The organism is Mycolicibacterium arcueilense (assembly GCF_058536225.1).
Genome location: NZ_JBZTYL010000005.1, coordinates 316844 through 330634, shown reverse-complemented (window position 1 = coordinate 330634; position 13791 = coordinate 316844). Strand labels below are relative to the sequence as shown.

The following is a 13791-nucleotide window of genomic DNA, read 5'->3' as shown; positions in this document are numbered from 1 at the left end:
GGTTCGCCCACTACAACCTAGGTGATATGTCACCTATTCCGGCGAGCTTAGGACCGTCCACATCCGAACTATGCGTTCATCGGATATCTCGGCGACGTCGAAGCCGGAGGCGACCGTCGTGTCGTCCGGCGTGCGGACCTCCCAGGCCAGAAAACCCAGGCCGCGAGTCTGGCGCACCGGGCCCGCTTTAACGAAGTGAAGACCCGGTAACTTTTCCTGCAGTTCAGCAGCCTTGGCGTTCAACTCATCATGACCGGTGGCGGTGCCTTCGTCGTCGATCCACTGCACGTCGGCCGAGTAGGTATCGGCGATCACCGCGGCGCGGCGCTGCGGGTCGCGCTCGTCGAACACGGCCAGCAGATTGGCCTCCATCAGGCGGGTGATGACCTCACTCAATGTCCTGCTCCTGAATCTTTAGGTGATTAATCACCTAAAGATTAGCTCGGCGCAGGCGGTAGTGAGCAGTTGTGATTGAGGTGGACGTGTATGTGTTCCAGCGCGGCGGTGAACGGGCCGAGCAAGTTCTCGGGCAGGGGGTCGAAGAACAGGCTGCGCACCAGGTCGACATGCCCGGGTGCCGCCTCGGCGATCGCCCGCCGGCCGCTCGCGGTGAGCACGACGTTGGTGGTGCGGCCGTCTTCGGCGCTGGGGCGGCGCTCGGTCAGGCCGCGTTGTTCCATGCGCCGCAGCTGATGTGACAGCCTGCTTCGTTCCCAGCCGATCTGCGCCGCCAGATCGCTGACCCGCATGCCCGCGGCGTTGTCGGCACTGAGCGCCACCAGCACGTCATAGTCGGCCAGCGACAATCCGGAGTCGGCCTGCAGCTGGCGGTTGATTTCGTAGTTCATCCGCAGCTGGACCCGCATGTACGCGACCCAGGCGCGCTGCTGTTTCGGCGTCAACCATCCCCGCTTCGGTGATGTGTCCCGCACTTTTCTCGGCGTCACATTTGTCAGTATGACGGTCCGCGCATCAGTTGAAACCCGGACGAATCAAGCGACTGAGATCGACGGCCTTCACTTAGTGAGATGTTCGGCCAGTACCGTCCGAGGGCCGTCGAGACTGATCACCCATTCACCACATCAAGCCACGGATCAGTGCGGTCGGTGGGATGTCCTCGGCGGCAATCAATCCCGCTGGAGCATCACACACCCAGTCGATCGCGTTGACCACCCGCGCCGCGGTGGACACACATCCGGCGTCGGTCACGTCGAGCGTCGGATGAGACAGCTCAGTGCTCACCTCGATGCGCGGCTCGCCCTCCACGATCACCTTGTGCACCCCGGACTGACCTTCCGGCGGATACTCCCAATCCGGCGCGGCCGCCGGGGTGAGCCGCGTGGTGTGCTCGATCGTGATGACGGGGACGCCGCCACGCACACCTTCGGCGGCGAACCGCACCCCGGCCAGTTGTCCTGGCTCGACGGTCATCATCGTGCATTCGATGCGCTCGGGGCTGTACCACGGCTCGAAACGCTGACCGACCTCGTCGAGTTCCACCCCCAGCCGGTCGGCGAGATTGCGCACCAGGCCACCAAACATCGACGTGACCACGCCCGGCTGGAACGCCATCGGCAGATCGTCGTCCGGGGTGGTGCCGAAACCCATGGCGGTGCCGGTGTATTCGTAATCGTCGTAGTTGCCGTAGTCGAAGATCTCCTTGACCGTCACCGACTCGGCGCGGGTGACCAGGCTGAGCGCGGCGTACACCGCGGTGTCCCCCGAATACCCAGGGTCGATGCCGTTGACATACAGCGACGAGTTCCCCGCCGAACATGCCTCCTCAAGCGGCACCCGTAACCAGTCGTCGGCCTGGCGCGGGGTCACCAACCACACCATCGAGGTCCCGACCACGTTGATCCCGGCCGCCAGGAACCGCGACATCTGCTCGATTGCCTCCATCGGCCGGGTCTCACCCAATGCCGTATAGACCACGCAATCGGGGCCAAGGGCGATGAGCGCGTCGATGTCGTCGGTCGCGATGACACCCGTCGGGTCGCCTATTCCACACAATTCGGCAGCGTCACGGCCGATCTTGTCCGGGCCGGAGGCATGAACACCGACCAGCTTGAGATCCGGCCTGCCGATGATCGCCGCCAGCGAATGCCTGCCGACATTGCCGGTGGAGAACTGGACCACTCTGCGCATCGTCAAAACCTGTTCCTGCTCAGTAGTCGGGGATCGGCAACGGCGAGTTGTTCGAGTCGATACCGCCGTCGACGTGGAAGATCGCGTTCGTTGCGTAGCAGTCGCGCGTGGACAGATACACGCACAACCTCCCGAGGTCCTCCACATCGCCGAGGCGATGCAACGGCGTCGCCTCCTTCATCTTCTCCAACGACCCGGGTAACAAGTCAAGGCTTCCTTGTAAACCTTCGGTCGCGAACGATCCCAGCGCGATGGCGTTCACCCGGATCTTGGGCGCCAACTCCTGCGCCATCGCGCGGGTGAGCGCCTCAAGAGCCCCCTTGGCCGTGCAGTAGGCGGTCAAGGCAGGGATCCCGAACCGGGCCGACCCCGAGGAGATGTTGACGATCGAGCCCCGCCCGGCCGCGATCATGTGCGGTGCCACAAGTTGACTCATGATGAAAGCCGAAGTGACACACCAATCGAAGGTGTGCCTGAAGTCCTCGTCGGTGATATCGAGGAACCGCGCGTAGGTGGATCCGCCGACGTTGTTGATCAGGATGTCGATGCGGTCGAACCGCTCCATGGCCGAGCCCACCACCCGCTCCCCGTCAGGTCGGCTCATCGCGTCGGCGACCACCGCCAAACCCTTACCGCCGGCGGCCTCGATGCCTTCGATGGTCCCGACGATGTCGGATTCCGTTCTCGCCGTGCCGACTACGGTGGCGCCGGCCTCCGCCAGAACTCGCGCGATGCCTTGTCCGACGCCCTTGCCGGCGCCGGTGACGATCGCGACCTGACCTTCCAGGCCGAACTGCTCTATTGCCATGGCGTTCCTCTCCGTTGAGGCAGCTGCCGAAATGGCATTCCAGCAGGGAAATGTCGAGTGGAACCCTGCTGGAATGCCATTTCGGCGCGGGTGGAGTAGCCGATTGACTGCCCAGGTTGATTGACTATAGTCAGTCTGCATGAACTTGCCAACGTTCAATCTGAAGCGTGGCGGCAGTGCGGACGACGTGGCGCGCCCGTCGGCCAGCGGGCTCGACGAACACCTGGAGGCCTCCCAGCGTGCGCAGCGCCAGGCCGACAAGTGGCTCATTTCCGGCAGCCTGCTGATCGGCTCCGCAGCCCTCGGAATCTTCGGCCTGCCCCTCTTCCTACGAGGCGTCTGGCTGCTTCGCAAAGCTCAGCGCGACGGATTGTCCGTCCGGCCGATGCTGGTCACCCTGATCGGCTATCTGGTGATCATCGACGCCGCGATCAACACCGTCGGCTGGGCGCTCGACGTCGCCGCCAACCACACCATCCTTGCCCGAATCCTGTTGAACGGCTGGGGCGCAATGTTCGATGCGGGCTACTTCTGGCACTACAACGAGCTATGGATCGGCGGGGCCGCCGGACCCGGCGAGAAGGCCATGGAAGTCGGCATGATCCTCACCGTCTTCACCATGCGGATCGCCGCGGGCATCGGTTTCCTCCAGATGAAGCGCTGGGGCCACCAGTGGATGATCATCACCTGCTGGATGGGGATCGTCATCTGGTGTCTCTACGTGTTCAACATGACGATGTTCGCCGATGTCCGCTTCGCCGGCGTCGTGCTGCCGGTGGTCGGGTGGTGGCTCTACGACATCTTCTACATCACTCCATTCCTCGCGATCCCGTACCTGCATTCGGTCAACCGCGAGATCTTCTCCGATTAGTTCAATGACTTCACTCATTGACTGCAATCAGTAATAGGGCTAGAAATGAGCGGAACATGACGCCACAGATCAAGCAGTCGGCGCGCGATCTGCGCCGATTACAGACGCGGGAACGGATACTCGGCGCGGCCGTCGCCGAGTTCCAGTCGTCGGGCATGGCCGGGGCGGATGTCGGCGCGATCGTCAGTGCAGCGGGCGTTGCCCACGGAACCTTTTTCTTCCACTTCCCCAGCAAGGAACACGTGCTGCTGGAACTGGAGCGCCGCGAAGAGACGCGCATGGCAGCCGAATTCGCCGGCTTTCTCGAGAATGCACATGATCTCGCAACGGCGCTGACCGAGCTCGTCCGCCTGGTGGGCAGCCTGGAGCAGCGCTTCGGGCCGCTCCTGTTCAAAGAGCTCCTTGCGCTGCACTTCTCGCCGACGCGTCCCACCAAGGACGAATGGAGCGACCACCCGATGATCGTTCTGCTCGTCCGCGAGATCGAGCGCGCCCGCGGTGACGGCGAGGTACATCCCGAGGTCGACGCCTTCTACAGCGCCGCATTCTTCCTCCTGGGGATCTACGGCGTCCTGACCACCACCGCCAACAGTCAGCACCGCGACGCGATGCTGGCCAACTTGGTCATCACCGCACGACGAGGACTGGAGGTCCGATGAATCATCCCTTCTGCGAGGAGAACTGACGTGGCCGGCTGGATCTGGGAGATACTCCGCTACGTGGCCGCCTGGGGCGGCACCGGCTTGATCATCTGGTTCTGGTACTGGATGTTCTCCAACATCGGGACCTTCTGAAGCGTGACGCAGCAGATGCCCGAGCTCAGCGAAGCCCACGCCATGGCGACCGAGCGCAGTTGCGCCGTCACCGCCGTGGCGTTGAGCGACCAGCGCCGTACCGGGGCCCGCCTGGTCAGCGGCCAGCATCGCGGCTTCGGTCTGAGTTCCCTGCTCGACGTCGTGCACGTGCCCCATCCGCCCCGTCGTGACTGGACCCGGCGGACGCTGACATGCGGTGTGGCACTGCAGTGCTCACCATCCAAAGAGCGCATTCTCGACTACCGCCTCAACGAGCTCTCGACCCGCGAACTGGCCGCGCTCACCCTCGTCGAAGCCGGCGTCGCGCTGGGCTGGGTCGCCGAGAACTGGCCCGGGCTGGCGGCCGACCTGCGCGCAGCGCTGCCACACCTGGAACCGGCCAGCGCGGACTTGGACGCCGAAGAGATGCTGAACCGGGCCATTGCCCTTGCGCGTACCTCGCAGCAGCTCTCCATCGACCCACTGCTCGGCAGCCTGCCGCGGGCATACACCCTGCCGCAGGGCCTGTCCGACAAGCTGCGCCGTGCCTTCGGGCGACTGCCGTGGACCACCAACCAGAAGCGTTCACCCGCACCACACTCCGTCCCCGCCGGCGGAGACGGAGGAGTACGCAACTCGAACCTGCCCCCACCCAGCCGGCCTCAGGACAACGACCTCGACATCACCCCCGACCACCGGCCGGGAATCCCCTACCCGGAATGGAACGCGTGGACGAAGAGCTTCATGCCGGACCACGTCGCGGTTCTCGAGCAGACCCGCTCCAGCCGCGACCGGCAGCCCGGTGCAGTCGCCGTCGACGTCCGGAAGTGGTTCGAGGAGAACACCCACCGGGCCATGAAGAACCGGCTGGAAGACGGCTCCGACCTCGACGTCGACCAGTACGTCAACCACTTCATCGACCTGACGACCGGTGAGGCGGTCGAACCGCGCCTCTTCCGTGAACTGTTGCCCGCCAGCCGTGACGTGACATCCGCGCTGCTCCTCGACGGCAGCTCGTCGCTGGGTGTGCACGGGGGCCGGATCTTCAAACTGGAGCTCGCCTGCGCCGACGCCCTGTCCCGCGCGATGACGTCGGCCCGGGAACGCCACGGCATATTCACGTTCACCGGGAACACCCGCCATCGCGTGGAAGTCAACTGCCTCAAGGATTTCGCGGACCGTCGTTTCGTCCCGCCCGGCAGCCTGGGCCTGTCGACCGGGGGCTACACCAGACTCGGTGCGCCGCTGCGGCATATGACCAGCCGCCTGCTCGCACAGCCTTCGGAGCGCAGGTTGCTCATCGTCATCGGTGACGGCCTGATCTCGGACGAGGGCTACGAGGGCCGCTACGCCTGGGCCGATGCCGCCCACGCCGTGGAGGAAGCCAACGACGCCGGCGTCTCCATGTACTACGTCGGCGTCGGCCCCGTGCGCGTCGATCCCCTGCCGGAAGTGTTCGGCCCCAAACGGTCCCAACGCATCCGCCGCATCGAAGAACTTCCCCGCGTCCTCGCGCACGTCCACCGGGAGCTGGTATCCGTATGACCGAAAACACGTACTACGCCAACGCCAACGAGGTTCAGCTGTTCGAGCAGGCCTGCCGCCAGCGCCTGCCGGTGATGCTTACCGGCCCGACAGGATGCGGCAAGACCCGCCTGGTCGAGCACATGGGACTGCTGCTCAGCCGTCCGGTCGTCACCATCAGCTGCCACGACGACCTGACCAGCTCGGACCTCGTCGGACGGTTCATGGTCACCGGGGGTGACGTGGTCTGGACCGACGGGCCCCTCACGCGGGCCGTCAAGGCCGGGGCGATCTGTTACCTCGACGAGGTTGTCGAGGCGCGTCACGATTCGTTGGCCGTCCTGCACTCGCTCACCGACCACAGGCGGACGCTCTATCTGGATCGTGCGGGTGAAGTCGTCCATGCGCCAGAGACTTTCATGCTGGTGTGCTCCTACAATCCCGCCTACCGCAGCTCACTCAAAGAGCTCAAACCGTCCTTCCGGCAGCGTTTCGTCACGCTGCCGATGCGGTACCTGCCGCCCGAACGCGAGGCAGAGGTGATCGTCGCCGAGACCGGCGTCGGACTGCCCACCGCACAGCGCTTGGTCCGGTGCGCCACCGCGATCCGTACTGCGGACGAGGCGTTCCACTTCGAACCGCCCTCCACTCGGGTTCTCGTCACGGCGGCACACCTGATCGCCGCCGGTGCAACGGAACTCGAAGCCGCAGAGGCCTGTGTCCTCGCCCCGCTGTCCAGCGACGGCGCCATCACCGAAGGGCTGCGGGAGGTCGCGTCCGCGTGCCTCTCCGGAGCCGACGCCGGCACCTCAAGCGCCTAGGAAGGAATCGCCACCATGGTGGATCAGAAGGAACGTAACCGCAAGAAAGCCCTCATCGTCCTGCAGATCGTCATCTACGGATACCTGCTGGCGATGTTCGGAATCCAGCTGTACATGTCGTTCACCCGAGGCTGGTGGGACCTGTGAAAGTCACGGCATCGGTCCCAGCAGAGGGCTCTCTCAACCTTGAGGAGCACCACGAACAGTCCCGGTTGGCGCAGCGGCGGGCCGACAAGTGGATGATCGTCGGTGCGGCCCTGATGGGCATGTGGGCACCCGGGCTCATCGGCTTCCCCATCTTCATGCGCGGCGTGTGGTTACAGCGCCAGGCGTTGCGCGCGGGATATTCGGTCCGGCCGATGATCGTCACGCTCATCGGGTATCTCGTGCTGATCGACGGCATGCTCAACAGCCTCGGGTGGGCCCTCGACCTGGTCGCCAACCACACGCTGATCAACCGGGTGCTGATGGTCGGCTGGGGCGCCATGTTCGACGCCGGATACTTCTGGCACTACAACGAACTGTGGATGGGCGGCGCCGCCGGGCCGGGTGAGAAGTCCATGGTGTTCGGCATGATCCTCACCGTCTTCGCGATGCGGTGTGCCGCAGCGATCGGCTTTCTGCAGATGAAGCGCTGGGGCCACCAGTGGATGATCATCACCTGCTGGATGGGCGTACTCATCTGGTGTCTGTACGTGTTCAACATGACGATGTATGCCGACGTTCGTTACGCCGGCGTCGTGTTCCCGGTCATCGGGTGGTGGCTCTACGACATCTTCTACATCACCCCGTTCCTCGCGATCCCGTACCTGCACACGGTGAACCGCGAAATCTTCTCCGACTGAACGTAATTCATGCAGCACTTAGGAGAGACACTGTGACGACCACACCTGAAACCACCGAAGACCAGAAGTCTGAGGACCTCCCTCCCGGGACCACGCCCTACTACGCACGCATGCACAAGTGGATCAAGCGCGCGGTCCTCGTGTGCCTGGTCGCCCTCGTCGTCGAGGGTGCCTTCACCCTGCCGTTCATGGCGGTGTACTACGGCTACCCCACGTTGAGCCTGACCCAGATCTGCAGTGAACTGCTCAAGGTTCGGTATTCCGACGACACCCTCGAATGCAAGGTGCCGTACCCGGCATTCGGCCCACCCGAGGGCGCCGAGGGCAAGGACACCGCGCAGGACGAGTGGGGCATCCAGCCGGTACCCAAATATCACCGGATCGGATTCCGTGAGCTGGTGCGCATCCACGAAGAACGAGAAGCACGTGAGTCAGCCCAGCAACAACAGCCGAGCCCGTAGGAGCCCCCGTGCCGGAGTCACTCGAACGCCACGCGCACAACTGGGATCTGCGCCACCAGGATTTCAACGACAACGACTTCCTGTACGACGTCTACGAGGTGATGCGACGGCAATCGCCGTTCGCGCGCACCGACAAGCCATTTCTCAGCGCGACGCCGGCGGGTGCGTGGGTGGCGGTGCGCTACGCGGAGTGCGTCAAGATCCTGCAGGACTGGGAGCACTTCTCCAGCAACCCGACGCCCGAGGGCGCCGAGCAGCTCGCCGGGGATCTGGTGATCACCCTCGACCCGCCGCGGCAGCAGAAGTTCCGCAAGGTCCTGAACCCGTACTTCTCCCCGGCGCGGATGAAGGCGCTGCGACCCGAGATCGGTACCGAGACCGACCGGCTCATCGACGAGCTCATCGAGGGTGGATCCGGTGACCTGGCCCAGATCGCCTGGCGCCAGCCCGGAATCGTGTTCTTCAAGTATCTGCTCGGCATGCCGATCGAAGACGTCCCGCTGTGCGTCGAACTGACCGACACGGCGCTCAACGGCGCCACCGAGCAGGACCGGATGAGCGCCTGGGGCGGGCTGTATCAGCACCTGCACGACGCCGTGACCGCACGAATGGACCAGCCGCCCCGTGACGACATGATCGACGTCCTGCTGTCCGCGGAGATCGACGGAGAGAAACTATCGTTCGGCGACGTCGTGTCCAACGCCATGCTCTTGGTCCAGGCCGGCCTCGAGACCACCGCCAGTGCAATGTCTTTCGCCTATCACTACCTCGCCACCAACCCGGCCGAGCGCGACCGCCTGATCGGCGATCCCGAACTCCTCACCCGTGCTGTCGAGGAATTCATCCGGTTCGCCGGGTCGATCCACGGCATTCCCCGCACCGTGGCCAAACAGGTGGAACTGAACGGCTGCACCTTCTCGCCGGGCGAGTCGGTGATCGTCAACTACGCCGCCGCCAACCGCGACGAACAGGAGTTCGCCGACGCGGGCCGGTGCATCCTCGACCGCCGCGAGAACCGGCACCTCGGCTTCGGCGCCGGCGTGCACCGCTGCCTCGGGTCCAACCTGGCTCGACTCGAATTCCAGGTGGGCCTGGAGCGGGTGCTGTCCAGAATGCCCGACTTCACTCTCGCGGGAGACGAAGTCGCACGATTTCATGGCAACTCCGTCACCCGCGGATTCCGCTCGGTCCCGGTCACTTTCACGCCCGGCAGCCGGTCGGACACATGACCTACCGGGTCGTGCAGTGGACGACGGGCAACGTCGGCCGCAAGTCGGTCCACGCCATCGTCGCGAACACCGATCTCGAGCTCGTCGGCTGCTACGCCTGGGCACCCGACAAGGTGGGCAAGGACGTCGGCGAACTCTGCGGCATCGAACCACTGGGCGTGGCCGCCACCGACGACGTCGACGCGCTCCTGGCCCTGCAGCCGGACTGCGTCGTCTACAACCCCATGTTCGCCGATGTCGACGTACTGGTCCGCATCCTCGGCGCCGGTATCAACGTCGTCACCACCTCCGAGTTCATCAACGGAGACAACCTGGGCGACGGCCGCGATCGCGTCATCGACGCCTGCAAACGGGGCGGCTCAACCATATTCGGCAGCGGCATCAACCCGGGCTTCATCCAGTTGTTCGCCGTCGTGACCGCAGGCATCTCCGATCGTGTCGACCGGATCTCCATCCTGGAGTCGTTCGACACCACGATCTACAACTCGCCGGCCACCGAGATCCCGATGGGCTTCGGCTATCCCATCGACCACCCGGACCTGCACGCGGTCACCGAGAAGGGATCAGGCATCTTCCGCGAAGCGGTCCAACTCGTCGCGGGTGCTCTCGGCGTCGAACTCGACAGTATCCGGTGCGACGCCGCCTATGCCCAGACCACCGAAGACCTGGATCTGCCCGGAGACTGGACCATCGCCGCCGGCTGCGTGGCCGGCATCGATGTCCGGTGGGTGGGCACGGCCGGCGGGCGCGACGTGATCGAGATTCGCGGCGTCTGGACGAAGGGCCAATCGCTGGAACCGGCCTGGTCGACCGCGTTCGGTTACACCGTCACCGTGGAAGGCCGGCCGACCATCAAGAGCACCTTGAGCTTTGAACCTCCTCCGGACTTCGTAGCCGAGACCATCGAGGACTTCATCATGCTCGGCCTGACGATCACCGCCATGCCCGCAATCACCGCGATCCTCGCGGTGGTGGCGGCGCCCCCGGGCATCGCCACCTACAACGACCTGCCCCTACTGATGCCCCGAGGTGTACTCCATGTCTGACAAGACCTACCGGATCATCCAGTGGATGACCGGCGACGTCGGCCGGGCCGGCGTGCGGCACTTCGCCGAGAGTCCGGTGTTCGACCTCGTCGGTGTCCTGGTGCACAGCGAAGACAAGGTGGGCAAGGACGCCGGTGTGATCGCCGGTATCCCACCCATCGGCGTGACCGCCACCGACGACGTCGACGCCATCGTCGCGCTCGACGCCGACTGCGTGTTCTACACGCCGGTCATCATGGACGTCGACACCGTGTGCCGGCTGCTACGGTCCGGCAAGAATGTGGTGACCACGAGCGGGTTCTTCCATCCGTCACCGGATTTCCGCGAGCCCGCCGAACAGATCCGAGCCGCCTGCGCCGACGGCGGGACCTCGTTCCACGGCGGTGGTATCCATCCCGGTTACGCCGGGGACATCCTGCCGCTCACCCTGGCCCGGGTGATGAGCCGGATCGACACGATCCATGTGTACGAGGTCGTCGACGTCCTCAAAGACGCGCCGATGGACCACGTCGACTGGATGGGGTTCGGCAAGGACAAGGACAAATTCCTCACCGAGCCAACAATTCTGGGTCTCGGCCTGCCGTTCTTCGCCCAGTCGATGCACATGATCGCCGACGGCCTCGGCGTGACCATCGACGAGGTGACCGCCGCCGACGTCGAAGTCGCGACCGCCGCCGAGGACATCCCCCACGACGAGGGCGCGATCCCCAAGGGCACCGTCGCCGCGCAACGCCACGAATGGACCGCGTGGGTGGGCGGGCAGCCGCTGATCGTCTTCCACGCGATCTACGTGACCGCCGGCCCCGACAAACTCGAACCGGCATGGGATTGGGGCGAGACCCGGTACGAGATCGTGATCGAGGGCGACCCGCCCACCGAGCTGACTCTCAAAGGTGTCCGGCAGGCCGACGGCACCATGGCCCATCCCGGCTACGACTGGACGGCCATGGGAGCCATCAACGCGATCCCCGATGTCTGCGATGCCCCGCCGGGCTGGCACAACCACCTCGACCTCGGGCTCATCCGGCCTCGCGGACTCGTCCGCCGATGACCGCCCAGCCCGCCCTGCACCATGTCGTGTTCGCGGTCGCCGCGGAGCGGACAGCCGACATGGTGCAGATGTTCACCGACCTCGGATTCACCTTCAACGCCGCCGAACTCAGCGACCTCGGCGTCCATGTACACCTGGACTGGGACCGCGGCGTCGAGCTGATCAGCCCACTGCCCGGCTCGACCGCGTCAGTCGCGGCCTCTGTCAACGACTTCCTCGACCGTCACGGCGACGGCGTCTACACCGTGGTTCTCCGCGTGCCGGACGCCGCGGCGGCCGAGGCCGTGACACAGCGGTACGGGTCGGAAACGCGGTTCCGTCAGGGGTTCTCCGGTGAAGGCTCCTACCTCGACGAGATCGACGTGTCCGCCCTGGGACTGCCCCTGACATTCCTGTCCACCAATGTGTAAGCCGAGTGTTTTCGAAGCGGGTCTGCCGACCCTCGACTACTCCGTCACCGACACCCCGCAGCAGATCTATCAGCAGTTCCGGGCGGCTCAGGAAGTCGCGCCGATCGCGCTCGGCCCGATCGGGCCCGAAGTGCTGTCCTACGAGATGGCGCGCGCCGTACTGCGCGATCCGCGGTTCGGGATCCCCCAGGGCATTCACCTGTCCGCCCATGGCATCACGTCGGGTCCGTTGTGGGACAGGGTGACCCGCAGCATCCTGAACATGGAGGGTGAAGAACACCGCCGGTTGCGCAGCCTGGTCGCCCGGGCTTTCACGCCGCGCGCCACCGCGCGCATGCACGACGCGATCCACAGTGTCGTCAACGAACTGCTCGACGGAATTCAAGACGCCGGCCGGTGCGAGTTCGTGGCAGACGTCGCACGGCCGTATCCGATTCCGATCATCTGCGCCCTGTTCGGCGCACCGCGCGAGGACTGGCAGCAGTTCTCCCGCTGGGCCGAGGACATCTTCAAGATCGTCAGCTTCGACTGCGACCTCGCCCAGGAGGAGCCGGTCGTGTTGAAGGCGTGGGACGAGTTCGACGATTACATCGACGACATGATCGCCGACCGGCGCCGGCACCTGACCGACGATCTGCTGTCCGACCTGATCCGCATCGAAGACGGCGGAGACCGACTGGACGCCGCCGAACTGAGGATGCTGGCGTTCTCCATCCTGATCGCCGGAACCGACACCACCCGCAGCCAACTGGCGGCCTCGATGCAGGTGCTCTGCGACCACCCCGACCAGTGGGCGCTGTTGCGGGAGCAGCCCGAGCTGGCCATGCGCGCCGTCGAGGAAACCATGCGGCATTCGCCATCGATGTGCAGCACCGTGCGCAGCGTCGCCGACGACGCCGAGATCGGCGACTACAGTTTTCCCGCAGGGGCTTTCATCCTCGTGAACACCTATGCGGCCAACCGTGATCAATCCGTCTACGACGACCCGACCCGCTTCGATATCACCCGCGACGACCCGCCGCCGATCCTGACCTTTGGTGGCGGCGTGCATTACTGCCTGGGCGCCAACCTGGCGCGGCTCGAGCTGTCCGAGGCACTCACGATCCTGTCTCGACGGCTTCCGAACCCGCGGGTGGCCGGATCGGTTCCCTGGAAGCCACTACTCGGTCTGAGCGGCCCGACCAGTCTTCCGCTGGAGTTCGACCGATGACGTACAAGATCGACCCGGACGTGCTGCACAGCGTGGCCAAGCAGGTCGTCGGCCTGCCATTGGCAGATGGCACGCTCCTCGCACACGCAATCGAACGACTCGCCGACGCGTATCCCGACCTGATCCACAGGGGTCCGGGCCGGTGGGTGGGTAGCAAGGCCGGAGGAATCCTCGGAAAGGTCAGGTTCCTGTACTTCAGCCCCCGCGAGTATCTGGTGCTTTTCGGTTCCCCCACTGGGACACAGGGCTTTTCAGGCCGATACAAGCACGTCGACATCCACAAGTTCCTGCTCGCCGGGCAGATCGACTCCTACGACCTCGATTCCGACGACACCGAGCCGATGCCGACGCTGCTCCCCGGCGAGCGCACCTGCCTGGAACGTGGGCATGCCCGCGGCCTGACCATCCACCCCGGATCCTGGCACCTCGAATATGGCCGCGGCGCGGTGGTGACCACGCTGCCCTTCGCGATGGTCGACACGCTGCTGGTGTCTCTCGAGTTCGAATCCGTCCGGCGTTCGACGGTCGAGTTCAGCAAGCTGGTCAGCCGGCGATTTCGCCGCTGATGCGCGA

At 65.0% G+C, this 13791-nt stretch carries 17 protein-coding genes; 13 read left to right on the top strand and 4 right to left on the bottom strand.

What is annotated here, in order from left to right; all coding sequences use genetic code 11:
• Positions 1–33: 33 nt before the first annotated feature.
• The 4 genes from AC4LGL_RS02625 to AC4LGL_RS02610 all read right to left on the bottom strand — a co-directional run bounded on the left by AC4LGL_RS02625 (position 34) and on the right by AC4LGL_RS02610 (position 2956).
• The gene (locus AC4LGL_RS02625; protein ID WP_491837481.1) at positions 34–396 is read right to left on the bottom strand and encodes a nuclear transport factor 2 family protein; all 363 of its coding nucleotides are present in this window, start codon (positions 394–396) and stop codon (positions 34–36) included.
• A gap of 41 nt (positions 397–437) precedes the next feature.
• Positions 438–947 carry a MarR family winged helix-turn-helix transcriptional regulator gene (locus tag AC4LGL_RS02620; protein ID WP_491837480.1) on the bottom strand — a complete coding sequence of 170 codons (510 nt, stop codon included), beginning with the start codon at positions 945–947 and terminating at the stop codon, positions 438–440.
• A gap of 127 nt (positions 948–1074) precedes the next feature.
• Positions 1075–2148, bottom strand: a complete 1074-nt coding sequence (locus tag AC4LGL_RS02615; protein WP_491837479.1) for an NAD(P)H-dependent amine dehydrogenase family protein — start codon at positions 2146–2148, stop codon at positions 1075–1077.
• 19 nt (positions 2149–2167) lie between these two features.
• Entirely contained in the window at positions 2168–2956 is a 789-nt protein-coding gene (locus AC4LGL_RS02610) for an SDR family NAD(P)-dependent oxidoreductase (protein ID WP_491837478.1), read from the bottom strand.
• A 139-nt stretch (positions 2957–3095) separates the two neighbouring features.
• Here AC4LGL_RS02610 and AC4LGL_RS02605 point away from each other — a divergent pair, with 139 nt between their 5' ends.
• The 13 genes from AC4LGL_RS02605 to AC4LGL_RS02545 all read left to right on the top strand — a co-directional run bounded on the left by AC4LGL_RS02605 (position 3096) and on the right by AC4LGL_RS02545 (position 13784).
• Positions 3096–3827 (top strand): hypothetical protein, encoded by a 732-nt coding sequence (locus tag AC4LGL_RS02605; protein WP_064887317.1) that lies wholly within the window; start codon positions 3096–3098, stop codon positions 3825–3827.
• Positions 3828–3883: 56 nt separating this feature from the next.
• The gene (locus AC4LGL_RS02600; protein ID WP_491837477.1) at positions 3884–4486 is read left to right on the top strand and encodes a TetR/AcrR family transcriptional regulator; all 603 of its coding nucleotides are present in this window, start codon (positions 3884–3886) and stop codon (positions 4484–4486) included.
• A 150-nt stretch (positions 4487–4636) separates the two neighbouring features.
• A complete protein-coding gene (locus AC4LGL_RS02595; protein ID WP_491837562.1) occupies positions 4637–6166 on the top strand; it encodes a nitric oxide reductase activation protein NorD in 1530 nt (509 codons plus the stop codon).
• Positions 6163–6966 (top strand): CbbQ/NirQ/NorQ/GpvN family protein, encoded by an 804-nt coding sequence (locus AC4LGL_RS02590; RefSeq protein WP_491837476.1) that lies wholly within the window; start codon positions 6163–6165, stop codon positions 6964–6966. Before AC4LGL_RS02595 ends, AC4LGL_RS02590 begins: the two co-directional genes overlap by 4 nt.
• A 15-nt stretch (positions 6967–6981) precedes the next feature.
• Positions 6982–7113: a hypothetical protein gene (locus AC4LGL_RS02585; protein ID WP_255740330.1), complete on the top strand. Its 132-nt coding sequence runs from the start codon at positions 6982–6984 to the stop codon at positions 7111–7113.
• On the top strand, positions 7110–7811 hold the full coding sequence (locus AC4LGL_RS02580; RefSeq protein ID WP_064914346.1) for a hypothetical protein: 702 nt from the start codon (positions 7110–7112) through the stop codon (positions 7809–7811). Before AC4LGL_RS02585 ends, AC4LGL_RS02580 begins: the two co-directional genes overlap by 4 nt.
• A gap of 32 nt (positions 7812–7843) precedes the next feature.
• A complete protein-coding gene (locus AC4LGL_RS02575) occupies positions 7844–8272 on the top strand; it encodes a hypothetical protein (protein ID WP_491837475.1) in 429 nt (142 codons plus the stop codon).
• Between the two features lie 8 nt (positions 8273–8280).
• Positions 8281–9501: a cytochrome P450 gene (locus AC4LGL_RS02570; RefSeq protein ID WP_491837474.1), complete on the top strand. Its 1221-nt coding sequence runs from the start codon at positions 8281–8283 to the stop codon at positions 9499–9501.
• The gene (locus AC4LGL_RS02565; RefSeq protein ID WP_491837473.1) at positions 9498–10547 is read left to right on the top strand and encodes an NAD(P)H-dependent amine dehydrogenase family protein; all 1050 of its coding nucleotides are present in this window, start codon (positions 9498–9500) and stop codon (positions 10545–10547) included. The genes AC4LGL_RS02570 and AC4LGL_RS02565 overlap by 4 nt, the downstream gene beginning before the upstream one ends.
• The gene (locus AC4LGL_RS02560; RefSeq protein ID WP_491837472.1) at positions 10540–11598 is read left to right on the top strand and encodes an NAD(P)H-dependent amine dehydrogenase family protein; all 1059 of its coding nucleotides are present in this window, start codon (positions 10540–10542) and stop codon (positions 11596–11598) included. The genes AC4LGL_RS02565 and AC4LGL_RS02560 overlap by 8 nt, the downstream gene beginning before the upstream one ends.
• Entirely contained in the window at positions 11595–12008 is a 414-nt protein-coding gene (locus AC4LGL_RS02555) for a VOC family protein (RefSeq protein ID WP_491837471.1), read from the top strand. The genes AC4LGL_RS02560 and AC4LGL_RS02555 overlap by 4 nt, the downstream gene beginning before the upstream one ends.
• Positions 12001–13218, top strand: coding sequence for a cytochrome P450 (locus AC4LGL_RS02550; RefSeq protein ID WP_491837470.1), 1218 nt, complete (start codon positions 12001–12003; stop codon positions 13216–13218). The genes AC4LGL_RS02555 and AC4LGL_RS02550 overlap by 8 nt, the downstream gene beginning before the upstream one ends.
• Positions 13215–13784, top strand: coding sequence for an isomerase (locus AC4LGL_RS02545; RefSeq protein WP_491837469.1), 570 nt, complete (start codon positions 13215–13217; stop codon positions 13782–13784). Before AC4LGL_RS02550 ends, AC4LGL_RS02545 begins: the two co-directional genes overlap by 4 nt.
• The last annotated feature ends 7 nt before the right edge of the window (positions 13785–13791 follow it).